Annotated in this window: 16 protein-coding genes; 8 read left to right on the forward strand and 8 right to left on the reverse strand. The window is 66.6% G+C overall.

Going from position 1 to position 12,963, the window contains the following annotated elements:
• Positions 1–5: 5 nt before the first annotated feature.
• Both CSW63_RS09920 and CSW63_RS09925 read right to left on the reverse strand, forming a co-directional pair.
• A complete protein-coding gene (locus CSW63_RS09920) occupies positions 6–755 on the reverse strand; it encodes an ABC transporter ATP-binding protein (RefSeq protein WP_062099191.1) in 750 nt (249 codons plus the stop codon).
• Positions 752–1,957, reverse strand: a complete 1,206-nt coding sequence (locus CSW63_RS09925) for an ABC transporter permease (RefSeq protein ID WP_062099189.1) — start codon at positions 1,955–1,957, stop codon at positions 752–754. The genes CSW63_RS09920 and CSW63_RS09925 overlap by 4 nt, the downstream gene beginning before the upstream one ends.
• A gap of 315 nt (positions 1,958–2,272) precedes the next feature.
• Between CSW63_RS09925 and CSW63_RS09930 the strand changes: the two genes are divergently transcribed.
• The 3 genes from CSW63_RS09930 to CSW63_RS09940 all read left to right on the forward strand — a co-directional run bounded on the left by CSW63_RS09930 (position 2,273) and on the right by CSW63_RS09940 (position 4,675).
• Entirely contained in the window at positions 2,273–3,553 is a 1,281-nt protein-coding gene (locus CSW63_RS09930; protein WP_062099188.1) for a NupC/NupG family nucleoside CNT transporter, read from the forward strand.
• A 112-nt stretch (positions 3,554–3,665) separates the two neighbouring features.
• Positions 3,666–4,055: an endonuclease domain-containing protein gene (locus CSW63_RS09935; RefSeq protein WP_256371373.1), complete on the forward strand. Its 390-nt coding sequence runs from the start codon at positions 3,666–3,668 to the stop codon at positions 4,053–4,055.
• Positions 4,052–4,675 carry a glutathione S-transferase family protein gene (locus CSW63_RS09940; RefSeq protein ID WP_062099184.1) on the forward strand — a complete coding sequence of 208 codons (624 nt, stop codon included), beginning with the start codon at positions 4,052–4,054 and terminating at the stop codon, positions 4,673–4,675. The genes CSW63_RS09935 and CSW63_RS09940 overlap by 4 nt, the downstream gene beginning before the upstream one ends.
• A gap of 4 nt (positions 4,676–4,679) precedes the next feature.
• Here the strand turns inward: CSW63_RS09940 and CSW63_RS09945 are convergent, their stop codons facing one another.
• Positions 4,680–5,132: a PaaI family thioesterase gene (locus CSW63_RS09945; protein WP_062099182.1), complete on the reverse strand. Its 453-nt coding sequence runs from the start codon at positions 5,130–5,132 to the stop codon at positions 4,680–4,682.
• Between the two features lie 101 nt (positions 5,133–5,233).
• Here CSW63_RS09945 and CSW63_RS09950 point away from each other — a divergent pair, with 101 nt between their 5' ends.
• The 5 genes from CSW63_RS09950 to CSW63_RS09970 all read left to right on the forward strand — a co-directional run bounded on the left by CSW63_RS09950 (position 5,234) and on the right by CSW63_RS09970 (position 9,034).
• Positions 5,234–5,521 carry a DUF3253 domain-containing protein gene (locus tag CSW63_RS09950; protein ID WP_082749710.1) on the forward strand — a complete coding sequence of 96 codons (288 nt, stop codon included), beginning with the start codon at positions 5,234–5,236 and terminating at the stop codon, positions 5,519–5,521.
• A 73-nt stretch (positions 5,522–5,594) separates the two neighbouring features.
• Positions 5,595–6,227 carry a glutathione S-transferase family protein gene (locus tag CSW63_RS09955; RefSeq protein ID WP_062099178.1) on the forward strand — a complete coding sequence of 211 codons (633 nt, stop codon included), beginning with the start codon at positions 5,595–5,597 and terminating at the stop codon, positions 6,225–6,227.
• A 43-nt stretch (positions 6,228–6,270) separates the two neighbouring features.
• Positions 6,271–6,855, forward strand: a complete 585-nt coding sequence (locus CSW63_RS09960; protein ID WP_062099176.1) for a uracil-DNA glycosylase family protein — start codon at positions 6,271–6,273, stop codon at positions 6,853–6,855.
• On the forward strand, positions 6,852–7,910 hold the full coding sequence (locus tag CSW63_RS09965; RefSeq protein ID WP_062099174.1) for an alpha/beta hydrolase: 1,059 nt from the start codon (positions 6,852–6,854) through the stop codon (positions 7,908–7,910). Before CSW63_RS09960 ends, CSW63_RS09965 begins: the two co-directional genes overlap by 4 nt.
• Before the next feature lie 62 nt (positions 7,911–7,972).
• Complete coding sequence (locus CSW63_RS09970; protein ID WP_062099172.1) at positions 7,973–9,034, forward strand: Glu/Leu/Phe/Val dehydrogenase; 1,062 nt, start codon at positions 7,973–7,975, stop codon at positions 9,032–9,034.
• Between the two features lie 48 nt (positions 9,035–9,082).
• On the opposite strand, the gene CSW63_RS09975 is transcribed toward CSW63_RS09970, so the two are convergent.
• The 5 genes from CSW63_RS09975 to CSW63_RS09990 form a co-directional block, all read right to left on the reverse strand.
• Positions 9,083–9,940 carry a hypothetical protein gene (locus tag CSW63_RS09975; RefSeq protein ID WP_099503751.1) on the reverse strand — a complete coding sequence of 286 codons (858 nt, stop codon included), beginning with the start codon at positions 9,938–9,940 and terminating at the stop codon, positions 9,083–9,085.
• Between the two features lie 95 nt (positions 9,941–10,035).
• A complete protein-coding gene (locus tag CSW63_RS23515; protein ID WP_210408503.1) occupies positions 10,036–10,182 on the reverse strand; it encodes a hypothetical protein in 147 nt (48 codons plus the stop codon).
• Positions 10,183–10,204: 22 nt separating this feature from the next.
• Positions 10,205–11,089, reverse strand: coding sequence for a transglutaminase family protein (locus CSW63_RS09980; RefSeq protein ID WP_062099168.1), 885 nt, complete (start codon positions 11,087–11,089; stop codon positions 10,205–10,207).
• A 49-nt stretch (positions 11,090–11,138) separates the two neighbouring features.
• Positions 11,139–11,807 (reverse strand): TetR/AcrR family transcriptional regulator, encoded by a 669-nt coding sequence (locus tag CSW63_RS09985; protein WP_062099166.1) that lies wholly within the window; start codon positions 11,805–11,807, stop codon positions 11,139–11,141.
• A 130-nt stretch (positions 11,808–11,937) separates the two neighbouring features.
• Positions 11,938–12,897 (reverse strand): glycosyltransferase family 2 protein, encoded by a 960-nt coding sequence (locus CSW63_RS09990; protein WP_062099164.1) that lies wholly within the window; start codon positions 12,895–12,897, stop codon positions 11,938–11,940.
• Positions 12,898–12,963 lie beyond the last annotated feature (66 nt).

Genomic DNA, 12,963 nt, shown 5'->3' on the forward strand with positions numbered 1-12,963 from the left:
GAAAATCAGTGGCTGAGCGGCGCGGGATTGGCGTCGGGCGTTCTACGCACGTCGTCCAGGATCCGGCCGTCTTCGATGTGGATGACGCGGTCGGCATAGGCTTCGAGCCGCGGGTCGTGGGTCACGCAGATCACCGCCGCGCCGCGCACCGAAGCCGCTTCGCGCAGCAGGCGGATGACGACCTGGCCGTTCTCGCCGTCGAGGGCCGAAGTCGGCTCGTCGGCGAAGATCAGGTTCGGGTTCTTGGCCAGCGCACGAGCGATGGCGACGCGCTGCTTCTCACCGCCTGAGAGCTCCGAGGGGCGCTGGTTGACGCGGGGGCCAAGGCCCACCGACTCCAGCGCCGCCTGAGCGCGGCGGGCCTGTTCGCTGGGGCTGGCGCCCTGGTACTTCAGCGCCGTCATCACCTGCTGCTTGGCCGTGAGAGCCGGGAACAGGTTGAAGCCCTGGAAGATGAAGCCGCAGTGATCCAGGCGGAACTTGTCGATCTTGCCGCTGGACAGCGCCCACAGGTCCTTGGCTTCGAGCGCCGAGACCTTGCCCTCGTCGGGCTTCAGAAGGCCCGACAGGGCGGCGACCAGGGTCGACTTGCCCGAGCCCGACGGCCCCATGACCATGGTCACGTCGCCGTGCTTGGCGTCGAAGTCGATGCCCTTGAGCACCTCGATATAAGAGCGGCCGGTCTTGAAGCGCTTGACCAGGCCCTTGGCCTCGAGGGCGGTTTCGCCGCGCTTGTGCGCGTTGTCACGGGTCATCGCAGCAGGTCCGCGGGTTGGCTGTTCTTGAGGACGCCGAGCGACAGGAAGCCCGACAGCATGGCGATGGCGACGAGGAAGCCCGCCACGATGGCGACCAGAGCCGGCGGGAAGTACATCGGCACGCCACCCATGGCCGCCAGCAGCGACACACCCCAGGTCAGCAGACCGGCGGCGAACACGCCGACGATGCCGACCCAGAAGCTGAGCTCCATGACGATGTTGCGCAGGTCGCCCATCGACACGCCCAGAGCGCGCAAGGACGCGAACTCCTTGATGTTGGCCATGATGGCGCCGCGCAGGGTCTGCCAGGTGATGGCCACGCCGATCAGCAAGCCGAGGAACGCCGAGAAGCCCAGCATGATGCCGATGATCTGGTCGTCCAGCATGGCGCTGGAGTTGGCGTCCGCCAGCTCCTGGCGAGTCCAGGCTCGAAACTTGCCGTCGGCCTTCTTGTTGAGCTGCGCGGCGACGATTTCGGCCCGGGCTGGATCTTGGATCTCGACCATCAGCGGACCCACGCGCTGACCGACATCGGCCTCGCCCAGCATCCGCAGCGTATCGCGCGACATGACCAGGGTGGGCTGGATGATATTGGGATAACCCGTGGTCACCACGGCGATGTTGATGGTCTTGCCATTATAGATGGCCTTGTCGCCCTTCTTGACGCCCAGGCGCTTGAGGGCGGTCTGGTCGACGGCGACCGCATAGGGGCGGCGCAAGGCTTCGACCATTTCGGGCGTGTAGTCGGTGGGTACGGTCACATAGCCCGGGATCGCGTCGATCACCGTGACATTGACGAACTCGGTCTTGCGGCCGCCGCCCTGCGGGGGCGACTTTCCGCCCTTGGCCGCGGCCTTGGTGCGGGCCTCGATCTTGGCCTGCTCCTCGGGCGTCAGGATGTTCTGGAAGCGACCGCCCGAGCCGTCCAGCGGGGCGACCTGGGTCACTTCGGGGTGGCTGTAGACCAGCGGGATCATCCGGCGCGGCAGGCCCGAAGGACCGCCGAACAGCGCCTTGGCGCCGGGGCCCAGCACCATGATATCGGCTCGCGCGCGGTCGATCTGGGCGGTAAAGCCCTTGCCGATGCCGACGAACATGCCGACCTGCGCCAGCACCAGGAGGCCTGAAAAGGCCAGGGCGACGACGGCCGCCATGTAACGACGCCACTCGTATAGAAGTGTGGCCAAGGCCAACGACATTTGCGGACTCGCGCTCCCCAATCGACGGTTGCAGCAATGAACGGCGATCGGCGAGCGGCCAAGTTAAATCGGGGTAAGGCGAATTTCGGGGGTGAAATAGTCCCAGCAAGCAGCGGTGAAGTCCGGACCACGTCGCGCGCCAGGCGGCCCGCCCGGCCAGCGCTTCCGGGGTAATAGGCTTATGACTTGATCGATTTGCAGGCTGGTTAACCATTCCTTACGCAAGGCGCTTGCGTGCGACGCCGCAGTTGGTGTCAATCTCGCCTCTTGGTCGGCGTCGCGGGGGCGTCGCCTCAGTGTAAGGTCTTCGTCTTGATGTTCCGTCCCGAGAACGTTCAGGCCCTGGCGGGTCTGGCGCTCACCCTGGGCCTTTGTTGGCTCGTTTCCGAGAACCGCAAGCGGTTCCCCTGGGGTCTGGCCATCGGCGCCGTCGTCATCCAGGTCGCGCTGGTCATGGTGCTGTTCGGCCTGCCGCAGGCCCAAAAGCTGATGCAGAGCGTCAATGGGGCGGTTGAAGGCCTCGCGGCCTCGACCCAGGCGGGCACCGCCTTCGTGTTCGGCTTCCTGGCCGGCGGCGACCAGCCCTATCCGGTCAGCAACCCCGGAGCGGGATTTATCTTCGCATTCCGGGTGATGCCCGTGATTCTCGTGGTTTGCGCGCTTTCGGCGCTGCTCTGGCACTGGCGAATCCTCAAGTGGCTGGCGCAAGGCTTCGGCTTTGTCTTCCAGAAGACGCTGGGCCTGCGCGGTCCGCCCGCCTTGGCCACCGCCGCCACCATCTTCATGGGCCAGATCGAGGGCCCGATCTTTATCCGGGCCTATCTCGACAAGCTGAGCCGCTCGGAACTCTTCATGTTGATTGCGGTCGGCATGGCCTGTGTTTCGGGCTCGACCATGGTCGCCTACGCCACGATCCTGGCCGACGTCCTGCCCAACGCCGCCGCTCACGTGCTGACCGCATCGATCATTTCGGCGCCGGCCGGGGTGCTGCTGGCGCGGATCATCGTGCCGTCAGACCCGATGGAGAAGGGCGCTGATCTCGACCTCGCCACCGAGGACAAGACCTATGGCAGCTCGATCGACGCGGTGATGAAGGGCACGACCGACGGTCTGCAGATCGCCCTCAACGTCGGGGCCACCCTGATCGTCTTCGTAGCGCTGGCGACGATGGTCGACAAGATCCTGGGCGCCTTCCCGCCGGTCGGCGGCGAGCCGCTCAGCATCGCCCGCGGGCTGGGCGTGATCTTCGCGCCGCTGGCCTGGGCGATGGGCGTGCCCTGGAAGGAAGCCGGCACGGCCGGCGGCCTGCTGGGCGTGAAACTGATCCTGACCGAGTTCACCGCCTTCATTCAGCTGTCGAAGGTGGGCGAGTCGCTGCTCGACGAGCGCACCCGCATGATCATGACCTACGCCCTGTGCGGCTTCGCCAACATCGGCTCGGTCGGCATGAACGTCGCCGGCTTCTCGGTGCTGGTGCCCCAGCGCCGGCAGGAAGTGCTGGGCCTCGTTTGGAAGGCGATGATGGCCGGTTTCCTGGCCACCTGCCTGACCGGCTCGCTGGTCGGCCTGATGCCGCGAAGCCTGTTTGGGCTGTAAAATCTACTAAAAGTTGCCCTATCTTCTCCCTTCCCCTTTGATGGGGAAGGGTAGGGGATGGGGTGACGGCGTGTCCGAAGGAACACCGAGACCTCGGCATGCTCCCGGCGTCGTGAAGCGCGCCCGTCGTCTCCGGAATGAAATGACCGCCAGCGAGAGGGCCCTTTGGAAAGCTCTCCGCGCCCTCGATCGCCACATCCGCCGACAAGCGCCGATCGGGCGCTACGTCGTCGACTTCGTCCACCATGGCGCGCGGTTGGTGATCGAGGTCGACAGCGGCTGGCACGATGACCCCGAGGCCCAGTTGCATGACGCCGAGCGTGACGCCTGGCTCGCAAAGCAAGGCTATCGGGTGATGCGGGTCCGCGACGGGGAGGCTTTCGGCAATCCGTATCTCGTGGCCGAGCGCGTCGCGGCGGAGATTCAGCGATCACCCCATCCCAACCCTTCCCCATCGAGGGGAAGGGCTTCTACTGTTGGGCAAAAGGGGAGGACACCATGAAACTCTACGATTGCCTTCGCGCCCCCAATCCGCGTCGTGTCCGCTGGTTCATGGCCGAGAAGGGGATCGACGACGTCGAGATCGTCACCCTGTCGATCATGGGCGGCGAACACAGGTCGCCGGAGTATCGCGGCAAGGCGGGCCTCGCGCACATGCCGGCGCTGGAGCTGGACGACGGGACGGTGATCACCGAGTCGGTCGCCATCTGCCGCTATCTGGAGAGCGTCTATCCCGAACCGAACCTGTTCGGTCGCGACGCCAAGGATACGGCGATCATCGAGATGTGGCTGCGGCGCACCGAGATGATGGTCGCCACGCCGATGATGCAGGGCGTGCGCCACAGCCACCCCGGCATGGCGGCGCTGGAGGCGCAGGTCCCCGAGGTCGCCGCCTACAATCTGGAGAGCGTCAGAAAAAGCCTGAAGGTGCTGGACGACCGCCTAGCCGCCAGCCCATTCATCGCCGCCGACCGCCTGACGATCGTCGATGTGGTCGCCGTCACCAGCCTCGACTTCGGCCGGATGATCAAGTGGCGGCTGGATCCGGCGCTGGTTCACGTCAACCGCTGGTTCGACGCGATGCTGGCGCGGCCCGCCGCCGCAGCGGGCATGACCGCCTGAGGGACTAGCGCGAACGCATCCTCTTGATCACGCCCGAGAAGTTCAGCATCGGGCTGGACCCGGTCGAGATCAGGCCGCGCACGAACAGCAGCGAGCCGCCGGCGCGCACGACCTCGCCGGTGGCGGTGACCAGGTCGCCGGGGCGGGCTGGGCCGACGAACTCGCCATTCAGGCTGACCGTCACGGCGTGGGTTCCCGCCAGATCGCGCCAGGCGATGGCGAACAGGCAGAAGTCGGCGAAGGTCATCATGCAGCCGCCGTGCATGAAGCCGCCGCCGTTCATGTGCTTGGGCTCGGCGCGGAAGGCGCAGGTGACGCGGCCGGTTTCATCCTCGCGGAAATAGAAGGGGCCGGACTGGTCCTCGAACGGGTCCATGCCCTGCCAGGTGCGCCAGCCGGCCCATTCGCCGGTCTCGACCAATCGCGAGCTGCTGGAAACCTCGGCGCCGCCGTCCATGTCGTCCCCTCCGAAACTTATCGGGGTTCAGTTAGAGGCGTCGTCGCGCGCACGCAAGCCGCGCCTCGCGTTTGAGCGCGATCCATGGCATGGCGAGGCGCATGACCACCCCGATCCAAGACACCATTCTTTCCCAGCTGGCGGCGCTGCCCGCCGGCAAGTCGATCGACCCGATGAACGTCGCCAAGGCGATCCAGCCCGAGCGCTGGCAGCAGCAGCTGGGCCACGTGCGCACCAACGCCATCGAGCTGGCCCGTGAGGGCAAGGTCGTGATCCTGCGCCACAACAAGCCGGTCAATCCCGAGAAGTTTCGCGGCGTCTATCGCATCCGCCTGCGCCTGGAAGGCGATCCGACCAGCTTCGAAGAGACGGCCGGCGACGAAGAGTAGGCGTCGCCACGAGATCGTCTTGAAACGAAACTGAGTCCGTGGCCAATGGTCTCCCAAACTTGGGAGGCCATTGATGCTCATCTACGGTTCGTCGCTTTCGCCGTTCGTCCGCAAGACCATGGTGTTCGCCACCGAAAAGGGTCTGACGTACGACAACAAGGTGGTCCGTCTCGGCCAGCCTGACACCGAATTCGACGCCTGCAGCCCCTTCGGCAAGATTCCGGGCTTCCAGGACGGCGATTTCAAGATCTCGGACTCCTCGGCGATCATCACCTATCTCGACGCCGCCCATCCCGAGCCGAACCTGATCCCCACCGAACCCAAGGCGCGCGCCTGGACCGTCTGGTACGAGGAGTATGCGGACTCGATCTTCGTCGGCGCGGCGGGACCGATCTTCTTCAACCGGGTGGTGGGGCCGCGCTTCATGGGCGCCGAGCCGGACCTGGCGGCGATCGAAAAGGGGACCAACGTCGCCATGCCGCCGGTGCTCGACTATCTCGAGCGCACGATCCCGGCGAGCGGCTTCCTGGTTGAGGACCGTTTCACCCTGGCCGACATCGCCGTGGCCAGCCCCTTCGTGAACCTGGAACACGCTGGGTTCGACTTCGCCAAGTGGCCCAAGGCCAGGGCCTATGCCGACGCCATCCTCGCCCGGCCGTCGTTCGCCGACATCATCAAGCGCGAGCGCCGGATGCTCGGCGCGTAAGGCTCCGCTTGGGGCAGGGGACGGGATCGCTTACATCCCGTCCATGCCGCTCGAAGCGCTTCTTGAGGACATCGCCGCCTGCCGGGCGTGTGCGCCCTATCTGCCGCACACGCCGCGGCCGGTAACCCGCGTCAGCTCCGCGACGCGCATCCTGATCGCCGGCCAGGCGCCAGGGCGGATCGTCCACGAGACGGGCCTGCCGTTCAACGATCCCTCGGGCGACCGCCTGCGCCAGTGGATGGGGATCGACCGGGACACCTTTTATGGCCGGTCCGAGATCGGTGTCGCGGCTATGGCCTTCTGCTTCCCGGGAACCAACCCCAAGGGCGGCGACTATCCGCCGCCGCCCCGTTGCGCGGCGTTGTGGCGAACCCGGTTACTGGGGGCATTGCCGAACGTTGAACTGACCTTGCTGGTCGGTAGCTACGCCCAGAATTGGGCGCTGGCCGGGCGTACGGGCAAGACCATGACCGAGACCATCGAGCGCTGGCGCGAGTTTGGCCCGAACGTCCTGCCGCTGCCGCATCCCTCCTGGCGCAACACCGCGTGGCTGAAGCGCAATCCCTGGTTCGAGGCGGAGGTCACGCCCTTCCTTCGCGAGCGCGTCGCGGACATTCTGGGCCGATGAACCGTCGCGCCTTGATCCTGACCGCCTCGGCGGCCGCGCTGTCGGCCTGTGCGCCGCTGCGCCAGCGGCCCGAACTGGCGGCGCTCGGGTTTCGCGGCCCGCGCCTGACGGATGAGGCCTTCATCAGCTTCGACGGCGCCCGGCTGGGCTTGATGCGCTGGCTCCCGGCCGTGGAACCCGACTGGGTCGTGGTCGGGCTGCACGGCATGAACGACTATTCCAACGCCTACCGTCTGGCCGCCGCCTGGTGGGCGGGGAGGGGCATCGCGACCTATGCGCTGGATGTGCGCGGGTTCGGGCGCTCGCCCGAGCGCGGCGTCTGGGCGCCGGCCGACCTGGTGATCGAGGATGTCCGTCTGCTGGTCGAAGCGGTCCGTGAGCGGCACCCAAGGTCCAAGATCGCCCTGGCGGGAATCAGCATGGGCGGCGGCCTGGCGATCAGCGCCATGGCCACGTCCGACCCGCCGCGCGTCGACAAGCTGATGCTGTTCGCACCGGCGGTCTGGGGGTGGTCGAGCCAGCCTTTGCCGAACAAGCTGAGCCTGTGGATCACCGCGCACACCGCAGGCGGTTGGGTGGTCAAGCCGCCCGAATGGTTGGTCCGGGAGGTCATGCCCTCCGACAATATCGACGAACTTCGCCGCATGGGCCGCGACCCGTTGATGATCTGGGGCGCACGTTCCGACACGCTGTATGGACTGGTCGGCCTGATGGAGCGGGCGTGGCGCGCGCCGGGCGCGATCGCGGCGCCGGTCGCGTGGTTTTACGGCGCCAACGACCACATCATCCCGCGAGCGTCGACGGCCGAGGCCGTAGGCCGTCTCAAGCCCGGCGCGCTAACCGCCTACTATCCCAAGGGCTACCATCTGCTGCTTGTTGATCGACAGGCTGAGACGGTCTGGTCGGACGCCGAGGCGTTTCTGCGCGAAGCGCCCGCGCCGTGGCCGCCGTCAGGCGTTCCCGCCATTCCGGACAGCGCGGCCGCGATGACAGCGTTGGACCCGCCGAAGGCCGACAAGCGCAGGGTGTCGCAAGGTCAGCCTTCGGGCTTGTGAGCCAGGGCAAGCCAGCGTACACCGCCCGCCAACTTCATTCTGGCTGAGGCGAGACCGGCAGCATGACCTTGTTCGATTCCCCCGATTTCGAGGGACACGAAGGCGTTCACGCTTTCTTCGACGAAAAAACTGGTCTGAAGTCGATCATCGCGGTCCACTCGACCGCGCGAGGGCCCGCCGCCGGCGGCTGCCGGATGTGGGACTATTCCAGCGCCGGTGCGGCCCTGACCGACGCCCTGCGGCTCTCGCGTGGCATGTCCTACAAAAACGCCATGGCGGATCTCGACTTCGGTGGCGGCAAGGCCGTGATCATCGGCGACAGCCGCAGCCAGAAGACGCCGGAACTGTTCGAGGCCTTCGGTCGCGCCGTCGACAGCCTGGGCGGAAAGTACTGGACCGCCGAGGACGTGGGCGTCTCGCCGTCGGACCTGGAAAGCACGCGCAAGACCACTCGCTTTGTCGCCGGCCTCGAAGGCCATGCGGCCGCGTCGGGCGATCCGTCGCCAGTGACCGCCGAGGGCGTGTTCCGGGGCGTGCGTCTCTGCGTCGAGCGGGCGCTGAATCGCGACCTGAACGGCGTTCGCGTCGCCATCCAAGGCGTCGGCCATGTCGGCGCTTACCTTGCCGAGAAACTACACGCCGCCGGCGCTGAACTGATCATCGCCGACGTCAACCAGGTCGCCCTGGCCGAGGTGGCCGCCAAGACCGGCGCGACGATCGTTCCGACCGACGCGATCTTCGACGTCGAGGCCGATGTCTTCGCCCCTTGCGCGCTGGGCGGGGCGATCTCGAACGCGACCCTGCCTCGCCTGAAGGTCAAGGTGATCGCGGGGGGCGCCAACAACCAATTGGCGGACGCCATGATCGGCCAGACCGTGTTTGATCGCGGCATCCTCTACGCCCCGGACTATGTCATCAACGGTGGCGGCATCATCAATGTGGCGGCCGAGATCCGCGCTCTTGAAGCCGGCGGCGCGTTCGACGGTGGCTGGGTGGCGATCAAGCTCGACCGCCTGGCCCAGACCCTGGCGGAGGTGATCGATCAGTCGATCACCGAAAAGCGCCCGGCCAACCTGGTCGCCGACGAAATCGCCCGCGCGCGGATCGCGGCGGCGCGGGGCTAGGCCGTCCGAGACAGCCGATAAGGCAAGCAGCGACGGTCCAGCTTGGCTCTAGCGGCCCTGGATCGACACCGTGACCCCGACGACCGTGTCCTTGTCGGAATAGTCGATTGACTTCAGGTTGCGGCGGGTCGCCGACAGCGAGACTTGCTTGTTATCCTTGCGATAGCCAAGGCCGACCTGCCGGCTGCCGAAACGGGCCAGCTTGTCTTCGCTGAAGCCGGCGTTTCGCCAGCCGTTGATCGCGTCACGCACCAGATTGAGGCTGTAGGCCTTGCCGGAGCTGGCGGCGAAAATCATCCACCGCCCGCGCCGCAAATCCTCAGCCGAGGCGCTGGCCTTCGACATCAGGTTCGACGCGTTCAGGGTCAGGCGCTTTACGGCGGTGGGCTGCAGGCCCATCGGGGTGAAGGCGAGCGGCCGATCATTGACCTCGACCTTCAACAGCTTGCCGTAAGGGCGTTGTGTCTTGACTTGGGCCAAGGCTAGGGCCGGGCGGGACTTTGCCGGCGAATTCTCGGCCAGTATGCGCGCCGCCGGGCGCGCAGGCGCAGGCGCGGTCTCGGCCGGAGCTTGCGCGCGGTTCGCGGATGGCTCGGGCGTACTGGGCGCGGCGCCGGCCAAACCTGACTCCGCCGGGCCGCCGGCCAGCGCCACGGTCGCGACCGCCGGGATCGCAACGGTCTCGGCCGCGAGAGCGCGAGAGCGCTCACCGCCATAGCGCGCCGTGGCGATCGGCGCGTCGGGGTCGTCGCCGACGGCCGGCGGTCCGCCCGCCAGGGTCAGAGTCTGGTTGAATTCTTCAGGAACACGAGTCGACAGCGCCGTCGCGGTCCCTACGCCCACGAGACTGACTGTCGCCATCAAACATCCGAGCGCGACCCGTCGCATGCTCGCTAGCTCCCCCATTCCCTATTGGAAGGTTAAGAGCGGCGCAGCACTCTGTATAGGCGTTTAGCCTGTGGGTTGAACGGTTTCGCCTTGTCGATACCCGACTTTGGGGATCAATGACCCGGCTTGGGTTGGAAGCTGCGCGTCTCTTTAAGCTTCACGCATTCCGGCGCAGGCTTTCCGCCGTGCTGCGGTTTTGGAGCAGACTTCGGGACGGAGAGGTTCCTGTTGGGGTTCTGGTTCTGGAAGCCGCTGGTCATGGCTTTTCCTCCGGGGCGCACGCTACTTTAACACAGCCGCCTGACCGGTTTCGTCCAACAACTGGACGTCCACGGAGACGTGAAGACGAGACGCTCCGGGGGCGCCGATGATGGCGCCCGATACCGGAAGGGCCTGAGCGGGGGTTCGGGTCGCCGCGACACGGATCAGGTCCGGCGACTCCGCCAATCCGTTGGTCGGATCGAACTCCAGCCAACCAAGATCGGGCAGGAACACTTCACACCAGGCATGCGTGGCGCCGGCGCCGCGGATCTGGGCGCCGGGGGAATGGATGTAGCCGGTGGCGAAGAGCGCGGCGTAGCCGAGGCGACGCAGACCTTCCACCATCAACCAGGCCAGATCCCGACAGGCGCCGCTTTGCTTGCGCAGCGTCTCGACGGGGCTTTGAACGCCTTCTTCCTGCCGGGTGACATAGTCGAACTGCTGGTGGATCAGTTCGTTGACGCGCAACAGGAAAGCCAAGGCCGGCTCGTCGCGACACGCCGGAAGGTTTCGCAGCCAGCGCAGTAGTTCCGCGTCGGGATCGTCGGTCACCGGCGCGATGAATGGCTCCAGCGTCGCCCGGTCCTCTCGTGAGTAGACAATGGGCGTCAGGGTGTGCGGGTCTTCCGCGCGCTGCAGCGCTAGCGGCGCGGGGTAGCGGTCGATCACCAACTCGCTGACGACACGCATCGCGTTCGCGCCTTCGGAGGGCTGGAAAATGCAGACGCAATTGCCGTTGGCGTCATAGCTCCAGCGGGTGGCGCCCTGCGGAAACAGGCGAAGCGACGCCTGAACGATGCGCAGGGCGTGGCTATCGCGCGGTCGGATCATCAGCCGCTGGGGGCCAAAGCCGACCGGATGGTCGTAATCGTAGTGTGTCTCGTGAAGGATGCGCAGCCGTCCCATGCGCGGGCCAAACGCCCGACACGAACGCCTGTTCCGGCCGCGTCCCCGTTTAGGCTCGGAAGCCGGCTTCGGCGAAGCTCAGCATGCGATCCAGCAGGGCCACGACGTCCGCTTCGCTGGTCTGGCCTTCCGACAGGACATTGAGGCGGTCGAACTCCGCAAAGCGGTTGTTGTGCAGCATGCCCAGCGTGAAATGCAGCCGCCAGTAAACCTCTTCCGGCGAAAGATCGGGGCGGGCGCGAAGCAGGGCGTCCGAGAAGCGGCGCAGATGCGAGACATCGGTCTTCAGCACCTGGCGGATCTCGTCGGTGCCCTCGCTGCGGGCGCGGATCAGGAACTGCAGCGAAATCCGCCGCTCGTGGTCCGGCGCCAGCCAACGCAGGGGCGGGGTCAGCAGCGCCGCCAGGATGTCGCGCAGGGGCGGCGCGCCGGCGTTCCGGTCATTGGCTTCATGCAGCATCTTGGCCCGCTCGCGATTGAGCTCGGCCGTGCGCCGCTTGAAGATCTCGAACAGCAACGCATCCTTGGAGCCGAAGTGGTAGTTCACCGAGGCCAGGTTCACGCCGGCGGCGGCCGTGATGTCGCGCACCGAGACGTTCTGGAAACCGTGCAACGCGAACAGGCGTTCGGCGGCGACGAAAACCAGATTCTTGGTGGCGGCTTCGGTCTCGGCGGCCTCGACCTCATGCGAGGCGGTGGCGTCGTTGCTCGGACTCACTAGAGATTCCCCTTTACCCGCGGGGAAGTCTTACGGGCGTTCGAATTTGGCGCAAGCGTCAAGATCGTCAGTGCCGCGCGTAATGATCGCCCAGCCTTGGCGCTTTCCGCCAAATCGGCGCTGGGGGATGTCAGCTCGGAACGGGAAGCAATCGCTTGGCGGGCCGCCGCACGCGGCGACGCAACACTTGCCGGGCAAGGGGGCGAGCCAGGGCCGCCACCAGGATCAGCGGCGCGAGCAGCGCCGTCAGCACCTTGTGCCGCTTGAGCTGGGCGCGCTTGAAGAAGTAGCGGATCAGGCCCTTACCCTTGTGCCACTCGATCACGAGCGGGCTCTCGCGGCTGGTCGAACCCACGTGAACGATCCGCGCCTTGGGCTGGAACAGGACGCACCCGCCCGCGCGGCGCGCACGCCAGCACAGGTCGATGTCCTCGACATGCAGGAAGTAGCCCTCGTCAAATCCGCCCAGGCGCTGGAAGTCGCGCGCCGTCATGTAGAAGCACGCGCCGGATATGGTCGGCGTATCCACCGGGTAGGGCGGCGGGGGCTCGCCCTCCCGGTGGATCTCGAAGCGGCGCAGCGGGGGCAGGGTGGCGCTAAGCTTCGAGAGGCTGAGCAGGGTGGTGACGGGCGTGATCTCGCCGCGTCGTCCGCCCCGCTGTTCGGTGCCGTCGGTGTTGAACACGCGCGCGCCCACCACGCAGGGCGAGGGGCGATCGCGGGCGGCGTCTCGCAGAGCCGGGATGGCGCCGGGCGTCAGGAAGGCGTCGGGATTGAGGAACACGAGTTCCTGGCCCTTGGCCGCAAGGGCGCCCAAGTTCGCGGCGCGCGCAAAGCCGATGTTGCCCAGCCCCTGAAGCAGGCGCACCCGGCCCTCTCGCTGCGACAGGTCCCGCAGCCACGCGGCGTCGGCGGACGAGGAGCCGTTGTCGACGACGACGAACTCATCGACCCAGGGTTCCGCCAGCACATGCCGGACGCTCTCCATCAGGGCCGGGCCGGTCATATAGACGACCATCACCACCGAAAGGCGAGGCGGGGCCGTTGAGGCAGGGTCGCCAGAGCCTGCGCGAGCGTTCGTTGCGAGCATGGTTTTGCTTCGTTCAAAATAGTTGCGTAAAAACTGTATATGCCGTGTCGCCGGCTTGCAAGGCGG

It is taken from the genome of Caulobacter sp. FWC26 (genome assembly GCF_002742645.2).
GTDB lineage: Bacteria > Pseudomonadota > Alphaproteobacteria > Caulobacterales > Caulobacteraceae > Caulobacter.